The 7500-nt window shown below is 30.0% G+C and carries 7 protein-coding genes (1 of these 7 only partly in view); all 7 read right to left on the bottom strand.

What is annotated here, in order from left to right; genetic code table 11:
• Positions 1–1090, bottom strand: partial view of a DNA gyrase subunit A gene (gyrA, locus tag BEN51_RS00035; RefSeq protein WP_119864098.1) — the start only. It extends 1376 nt beyond the left edge of the window; only the first 1090 of its 2466 coding nucleotides appear in the window; the start codon lies at positions 1088–1090; the stop codon falls past the left edge of the window.
• 25 nt (positions 1091–1115) lie between these two features.
• The gene (gene gyrB, locus BEN51_RS00030) at positions 1116–3032 is read right to left on the bottom strand and encodes a DNA topoisomerase (ATP-hydrolyzing) subunit B (RefSeq protein ID WP_418219560.1); all 1917 of its coding nucleotides are present in this window, start codon (positions 3030–3032) and stop codon (positions 1116–1118) included.
• 60 nt (positions 3033–3092) lie between these two features.
• On the bottom strand, positions 3093–3353 hold the full coding sequence (gene remB / locus BEN51_RS00025; protein WP_119864096.1) for an extracellular matrix regulator RemB: 261 nt from the start codon (positions 3351–3353) through the stop codon (positions 3093–3095).
• A gap of 18 nt (positions 3354–3371) precedes the next feature.
• On the bottom strand, positions 3372–4454 hold the full coding sequence (gene recF / locus BEN51_RS00020) for a DNA replication/repair protein RecF (RefSeq protein ID WP_119864095.1): 1083 nt from the start codon (positions 4452–4454) through the stop codon (positions 3372–3374).
• Between the two features lie 77 nt (positions 4455–4531).
• Positions 4532–4738, bottom strand: coding sequence for a S4 domain-containing protein YaaA (gene yaaA / locus BEN51_RS00015; protein ID WP_119864094.1), 207 nt, complete (start codon positions 4736–4738; stop codon positions 4532–4534).
• Positions 4739–4788: 50 nt separating this feature from the next.
• Positions 4789–5889, bottom strand: coding sequence for a DNA polymerase III subunit beta (gene dnaN, locus BEN51_RS00010; RefSeq protein ID WP_119864093.1), 1101 nt, complete (start codon positions 5887–5889; stop codon positions 4789–4791).
• 243 nt (positions 5890–6132) lie between these two features.
• Positions 6133–7500: a chromosomal replication initiator protein DnaA gene (gene dnaA, locus BEN51_RS00005; RefSeq protein WP_119864092.1), complete on the bottom strand. Its 1368-nt coding sequence runs from the start codon at positions 7498–7500 to the stop codon at positions 6133–6135.

The raw sequence follows: 7500 nt of genomic DNA, 5'->3' as shown, positions 1-7500 counted from the left end.
TTCTTCTTGTTACTACTTCTTTTTGGAATTTAATATAATTTCCTAGAAGTTCCCTTAAGCTTAATATCCTTGGTTCATTATCTACTAAAGCTAACATTATGATCCCAAAGGTATCTTGCATCTTAGTATGCTTATATAAAAGATTTAATATTACATTTGGGTTAGCTTCTCTCTTTAGTTCAATGACGATTCTCATACCTTCTCTATCTGATTCATCCCTTAAATCAGATATTCCAGTAATTTTTTTATCTTTTACTAAATCAGCTATACTTTCAATTAATTTTGCTTTATTAACTTGGTAAGGTATTTCTGTAACAACAATTCTGTGTCTTCCATTTTCCTCTTCTATCTCGCTTTTTGCTCTTACAATTATTTTACCTTTTCCAGTTTCATAAGCTGCTCTTATACCTGATGTTCCCATAATTGTTGCACCAGTTGGAAAGTCAGGCCCCTTAATAACAGTCATAAGCTCAGTTGATGTTGCTTCTGGATTATCAATAAGCATTATTGTACCATCAATAACTTCTCCTAAATTATGAGGTGGTATATTAGTTGCCATACCAACTGCTATACCTGATGATCCATTAACTAATAGATTAGGATATCTTGATGGAAGTACAACTGGTTCTTTTTCTTCACCATCAAAGTTAGGAATAAAATCAACTGTATCTTTGTTTATATCCCTGAGCATCTCAACAGCAATTTTATTCATTCTTGCTTCAGTATACCTCATGGCTGCTGCACCATCACCATCTACTGAACCAAAGTTTCCGTGTCCATCTACCAACATATATCTCATTGAAAAGTCTTGAGCAAGTCTAACTAGAGCATCATAAACTGATGAATCTCCATGTGGATGGTATTTACCTAAAACTTCCCCAACTATTCTTGCACATTTTCTATAACTTTTATCAGGAGTTACACCTAATTCATTCATTGAATGCAATATTCTTCTATGAACTGGTTTTAATCCATCCCTAACGTCTGGTAATGCACGACCTACAATTACGCTCATTGCATAATCTATATAGCATTTTTTCATTTCTTTATTTATATCTATAGGAACTATTTTTCCCTCATTTAAATCCATGTACTTACTTCACCTCGTTTTAGTACTAAATATCCAAGTTGCTTACTTTCTTAGCATTCTTTTCAATAAACTCTCTTCTTGGTTCAACTTTATCTCCCATTAGTATTGTAAATATTTCATCAGCTTCCTTTGCATCTTCTACTGTTGCTTTTAATAATATTCTCTTCTCTGGATCCATTGTTGTATCCCATAATTGAGAGGCATTCATTTCTCCTAAACCTTTATATCTTTGAATGCTGGTTGAACTATCTTTTCCACCAATTTCTTTTAAAAGAGTTTCTAATTCTTCATCAGAATAAACATAGTACTCCTTCTTGTTCTTTTTCACTTGATATAGTGGCGGTTGAGCTATATAAACATGACCACCATCTAACAATCCCCTCATATACCTAAAGAAGAATGTTAATAATAATGTTCTAATGTGGGCACCATCAACATCGGCATCAGTCATTATAATTATTCTGTTATATCTTAATTTACTTTCGTCAAAATCATCACCAATACCTGCACCGAAGGCAGTAACCATTGATTTTATTGTATCTGATGTAAGTATTCTATCTAATCTTTGCTTTTCAACGTTTAATATCTTACCTCTCAAAGGTAATATAGCTTGGAATCTTCTATCTCTTCCTTGCTTTGCAGAACCACCAGCTGAATCCCCCTCAACTATGTATATCTCACATTCTAATGGATCTTTAGAAGAACAATCTGCTAATTTCCCAGGCAATGTAGATCTCTCTAAAGCTGATTTTCTTGTTAATTCCCTGGCCTTTCTTGCTGCATCTCTGGCTCTTGTTGCCATTAATGCCTTATCTATTATAAGCTTACTTATAGCAGGATTTTCTTCTAGGAAGGTTGCTACCCCCTCTGCTGTTATTGAATCTACAATGCTCCTAACTTCTGAATTTCCTAGTTTAGTTTTTGTTTGACCTTCAAATTGAGGATTTGTTATTTTTACTGATACAACAGCAGTTAATCCTTCTCTTACATCATCACCTGTCAGGTTATTATCTTTTTCCTTAAGATAGTTATATCTTCTAGCATAATCGTTAATAACCTTAGTCAGTGCTGATTTAAATCCTGAAAGGTGAGTTCCTCCCTCTACAGTATCTATATTATTAGCAAAAGAATATATATTTTCAGTATAGGAATTATTGTATTGAAGAGAAACTTCTACAAACACATCATCCCTCATCGCCTCAATATAAATAGGTTCTTCATGTAAAACCTCTTTGTTTTTATTAAGGTATGATACAAATTCCCTTATTCCACCTTCATAATGGTATAACTCCTGATTTTCTTCTCCTTCTCTTTTATCTATTAAAGTTATCCTAATTCCCTTATTTAGAAAGGCAAGTTCTCTTAGTCTCTTGGATAAAACCTCAAAATCATAAACTGTATCTTCAAATATCTCTACATCTGGTTTAAAAGAAACAGTTGTTCCGTGTTCATCAGATTCACCAATTTGAATCAGGTCAGTTACTGCATTTCCTCTTGAATATCTTTGCTTCCAAGCATATCCATCCCTTTTAACTATTACTTCACACCATTCTGATAAAGCATTAACAACTGACGCACCAACTCCATGTAATCCACCAGAAACTTTATATCCGCCACCGCCAAACTTACCTCCAGCATGAAGAACTGTCATTATAACTTCTACACTGGATTTTCCGAGTTTCTCATTTAATCCTGTCGGCATACCTCTACCATCATCTATAACAGTTATAGAATTATCTTCATTTATTGAAACCTCAATATTACTACAAAATCCAGCTAAGGCTTCATCTATACTATTATCAACTATTTCATAAACAAGATGGTGTAATCCCCTTGAACTTGTACTTCCAATATACATCCCTGGTCTTTTTCTAACAGCTTCAAGACCTTCTAAAACTTGAATTTGACTTTCATCATAAGTTTGTGTATTTTTTTCCAATATAATCTCCTCCTAACACAACAGATTTTTATATAATTACACGAAGATTTAACATTGGAATCATTAATTGTAATCTAGGTTAGCCCTTTTTGTTAATGTTGAAGATGAAATAGGAGACAGATAAATTTTACTCATCTTGTTAACTTCTGCTATAACAAAGGACTTAGGTTGATGTTCTTTTGAAATTCTTTCTACAAATCCATCCTCTTCAGCCATTCTTAAAAAAGAACTTGTATCTGAGCTATACATTGTAGTATTTAAATCAAATATTCCAATTATATCTTTTATTGGTACTACTACATTTTCTCCTAAATGTAAAAACATAAAAAATTCCTCCCTCAGCTATAGGATTTCTCCATCCTTGACTTTAAAAACTTTAGAGCTGTCATCTAAATAATTAGTTAAATCTTCTATACCTGTGCAGGTAATTATAGTCTGAATATCCTTTATTGATGTTAGTACATATCTTTTCCTGCTAAAATCTAATTCTGATAAAACATCATCTAAAAGTAAAACAGGATATTCTGATGTTATCTCTCTTATTATTTTAAGTGACGAAAATTTTATTGTAAGAACCGCACTTCTCTGCTGTCCTTGAGAACCGAAACTCTTTGCATCAATTTCATTAATGAGAACAGTAAAATCATCTCTATGGGGTCCTATTGATGTTATTCCCTTTTCGATATCTTTGTCTCTATTTTTTACTAAAGCTTCATAAAAATTATTTTTTATGTCACCTAATTCTTTTACAGTGCCTATGTATTTAAATTTTATAATCTCTTTTCCTGAAGATATATCATTATGAATTTCCTCTCCATAAAAATTTAATTTGTTTATATAATAAAGTCTCTCCATTATGATATTATGCCCAAATTCAGTCATTTGAATATCATATATATCCAGCATTTCTTTATCTAATTTCCTGTTTTTTAGCAATAAATTTCTTTCAATTAAAACCTTATTATATTGTACAAGGTTATAATAGTATTTTGGACTAAGCTGGCATAATTCCATATCAATGAATCTTCTTCTAACTCCAGGAGAACTCTTTATTATTTTTAAATCTTCAGGAGAAAACATAACAACATTAAAGTTTCCAAATAGTTCTCCTATTTTGGAAACTTTAACTTTATTTATTTTTATCGCTTTCTTTCCGTCCTTAAATATGCTTATATCAATATTTTTATCTAATCTTTCTCTTCCAACTAATAAACTCAAATAAGCCCTATTAGCTTCCCAATTTATCAATTCCTTATCCCTTGATGTTCTATGAGACTTTGCAAAAGCGCAATAGTATATTGCTTCTAAGATATTTGTCTTTCCTTGGGCATTGTCTCCCATAAACACATTTACTTTCTTTCCAAAGGATATGTCTAATTGCTTATAATTTCTATAATTTAGTAATTGTAACTTTTTAATATACATTGTAACACCTATTTTAATTATATCATAATTAGAGTAATAAAGGTAATTATTAGTTTTCTGAGATATTAGTAATATTTTTATACAACTTTATACTTTTCACCATCAAACTCTATAATATCTCCAGGTCTAATCTTTTTTCCTCTTTGAGTGCAGATTTCATTATTTACTTTTACTTCTTCGTTTAAAATATAAATTTTAGCTTCAGCCCCTTGAGTTGCTGCTCCACACCATTTTAAAAAAGAATCTAGCTTTATAAATTCGGTATTTATTTTCACTTCTTTCATTTCCAGTTATTTGCATACTATTTGCATAATTATGCAAAATCCTCCTCTCATTATCTCATTAATCTTACAGGAAGAACAAGATATCTTGAATTGTCATTTGATTTACATCTTATAATGCAAGGACTAACACTAGATGTCATTTCCATATAGATTTCATTTTCATCTATATTTTTAAGAACATCTAAAATATATCTTGAATTAAATGCAATTTGCAACTCTTCACCTTGCAGATTTATATTAAGTTCTTCTCTAACTTTTCCCAATTGAGAATTAGAAGTTATAATAACATTATCTTCATTAAAGTCTAATTTTATTAAATTACTATTGCTATCTTTTGACATTAAAGATGCTCTCTCAATACAATTTTGTAAATCATGTCTATTTACTTCCACTAAAATCTTATGTTCTTGTGGCAATAATGATACATAATTAACAAACTTTCCTTCTAATAATCTTGATACAATTTTTGTTTTATCTAAATTAAATAATATATGATTATCTGTAAAAGTAATTTTTACAAGATTTTCTGCATCTTCTAAAATTTTAGCCACTTCATTTAATGTTTTTCCAGGTATTACTACATCAATATTGTCATCACTGCCTAAATATTCACTTCTGACAGCCATTCTATATCCATCTAAAGCTACTAAGTTTAGTTTTTTATCTTTAATTTCAAATAATATACCTTGAAGTATTGGTCTTGTTTCATCCTGTGCTACTGCAAAAGATGTTCCTCTTATCATACTTTTCAATATATCTTGTGGAACTTCAACTGATATATTTTCCTTTATTTCTGGTAGAGATGGATAATCTTCAGCTTTCATATAAACAAGATTAAATATTGATTTTTCACAAGTTATTTGTATTATGTCATTATCAAGAGTTTCTATATAAACATCTGAATTGGGTAATTTTCTAATAATTTCACTAAATATTTTAGAATCAACAACTATTGTTCCTTCTTCTATTACATCAGCCTCAACTGAAGTTTCTATTGATAAATCCATGTCAGATCCTATAAGTGTTAAACTATTCTTAAAAGCTTTTATATATATGCCTTCTAGTATTGGCATTGTAGTTTTTCCTGTTATAGCTTTATTTGAAATAGATATTCCTTCTTGTAATTTCTGTTTTTCACAACTAAATTTCATATAAGAACCTCCTTATATACATATATAGATAAAATAATTAGATAAAAATATAGTAACAGTAGTAATAGGTGCTGTTAATTTGTTGAAAAGTATTTATAGCCCTTTATACAACTGATTTTTTGTGTAAAAAATATTGTGGATAAGTGAAGCAATAGATACAATTCTTATCCACATTTTAAACATTAATTAATTTTTTAAAAGTTATCCACAAGCAATTCAATAAAAGTTATGTACAATTGTTGATTAATTTTGAGTGAGTTTCTTTGTTAAATCATTTATTGTATGCTGTAGACTTTCATCTTTGGTTAAATTATCTGAAATCTTTTCATACGCATGTATTACAGTTGAATGATCCCTGCCTCCAAATTCTTCTCCTATTTTAGGTAAGGACATATCTGTAAGTTTTCTACATAAATACATAGCGATTTGTCTTGGATGCGCAATATTTCTAGTTCTTCTTTGAGATTTTAAATCTTCAACTCTAAGATTGAAATAAGTAGATACAACATCTTGAATTAGATCTATAGTAACACTTTGGTTTTGCTTACTTGATATAATATCTTTTAGTGCTTCAGTTGCTAAATCAACTGTAATTGGCCTATTGGTTAGAGATGAGTAGGCAACAATTCTAATTAATGCACCTTCAAGTTCTCTTATATTTGATTTTATTTTTGTAGCAATATAAACCATAACTTCATTAGCAACACTTAATTTCTCAACATCAGCTTTCTTTTTTAGAATCGCCATTCGGGTTTCGAAATCTGGTGGTTGAATATCAGCTATTAGTCCCCATTCAAATCTTGAACGGAGCCTATCTTCTAAAGTTGGAATTTCTTTTGGTGGTCTATCTGATGATAAAATTATTTGCTTATTAGCATCGTGTAATTCATTAAAGGTGTGGAAAAATTCTTCTTGAGTTCGTTCTTTACCTGCTATAAATTGAATATCATCTATTAGTAGAATATCTACATTTCTATATTTATTTCTAAATTCTACATTTCTATCATCTTTTATTGCATTTATTAGTTCATTAGTAAACTTTTCAGAAGAAACATAAACTACTTTTGCATTTGGATTACTTTGTAAGATGTAATGTCCGATAGCATGCATTAAGTGAGTTTTGCCAAGTCCAACACCACCATAAATGAATAAAGGGTTATATGCTTTTGCAGGAGCTTCAGCAACAGCTAGGGATGCTGCATGAGCAAATCTGTTACTATTACCTACAACGAAAGAATTGAAAGTATATTTAGGGTTTAATGTACTGGACATTTCATCATTAACTGTAACTGATGATTTTGTATTACCTTTTCCTTTAACTTCTTCCTTTTCTTTTTCCTTTTCTTCAGCTTCTATAATATCAGATTCAAGAATAAACTCTATTTTATAGGACTTAGAACATGCGGCCTCTATAGAATTTATAACTAGATCTTTATATCTCTTTTCTAAAATATCTTGAGTGAAAGAATTAGGAACGCTTATTTTTATTGTATCGGAAGATATTGATATAGGATTACAGCTTTTAATCCAAGTATTGAAGCTAACTTCACTCATTTCCCCCTTTATAATATTTAATGTTTTTTCCCATAATGATGTTAGATCATTATTCAT

Origin of the sequence: Clostridium isatidis, from assembly GCF_002285495.1 — a bacterium.
GTDB lineage: Bacteria > Bacillota > Clostridia > Clostridiales > Clostridiaceae > Clostridium > Clostridium isatidis.
The sequence above is the reverse complement of the archived record's forward strand: the minus strand, read 5'-3'. Positions and strand labels throughout refer to the sequence as shown.

Bases quoted from the DNA above. Each gene is read 5' to 3' on its own strand.
- yaaA (WP_119864094.1), bottom strand. From the start codon at position 4,738: ATGAAAGAAGTGAAAATAAATACCGAATTTATAAAGCTAGATTCTTTT.
- recF (WP_119864095.1), bottom strand. From the start codon at position 4,454: ATGTATATTAAAAAGTTACAATTACTAAATTATAGAAATTATAAGCAA.
- dnaN (WP_119864093.1), bottom strand. From the start codon at position 5,889: ATGAAATTTAGTTGTGAAAAACAGAAATTACAAGAAGGAATATCTATT.
- dnaA (WP_119864092.1), bottom strand. From the start codon at position 7,500: ATGAATAATGATCTAACATCATTATGGGAAAAAACATTAAATATTATA.
- remB (WP_119864096.1), bottom strand. From the start codon at position 3,353: ATGTTTTTACATTTAGGAGAAAATGTAGTAGTACCAATAAAAGATATA.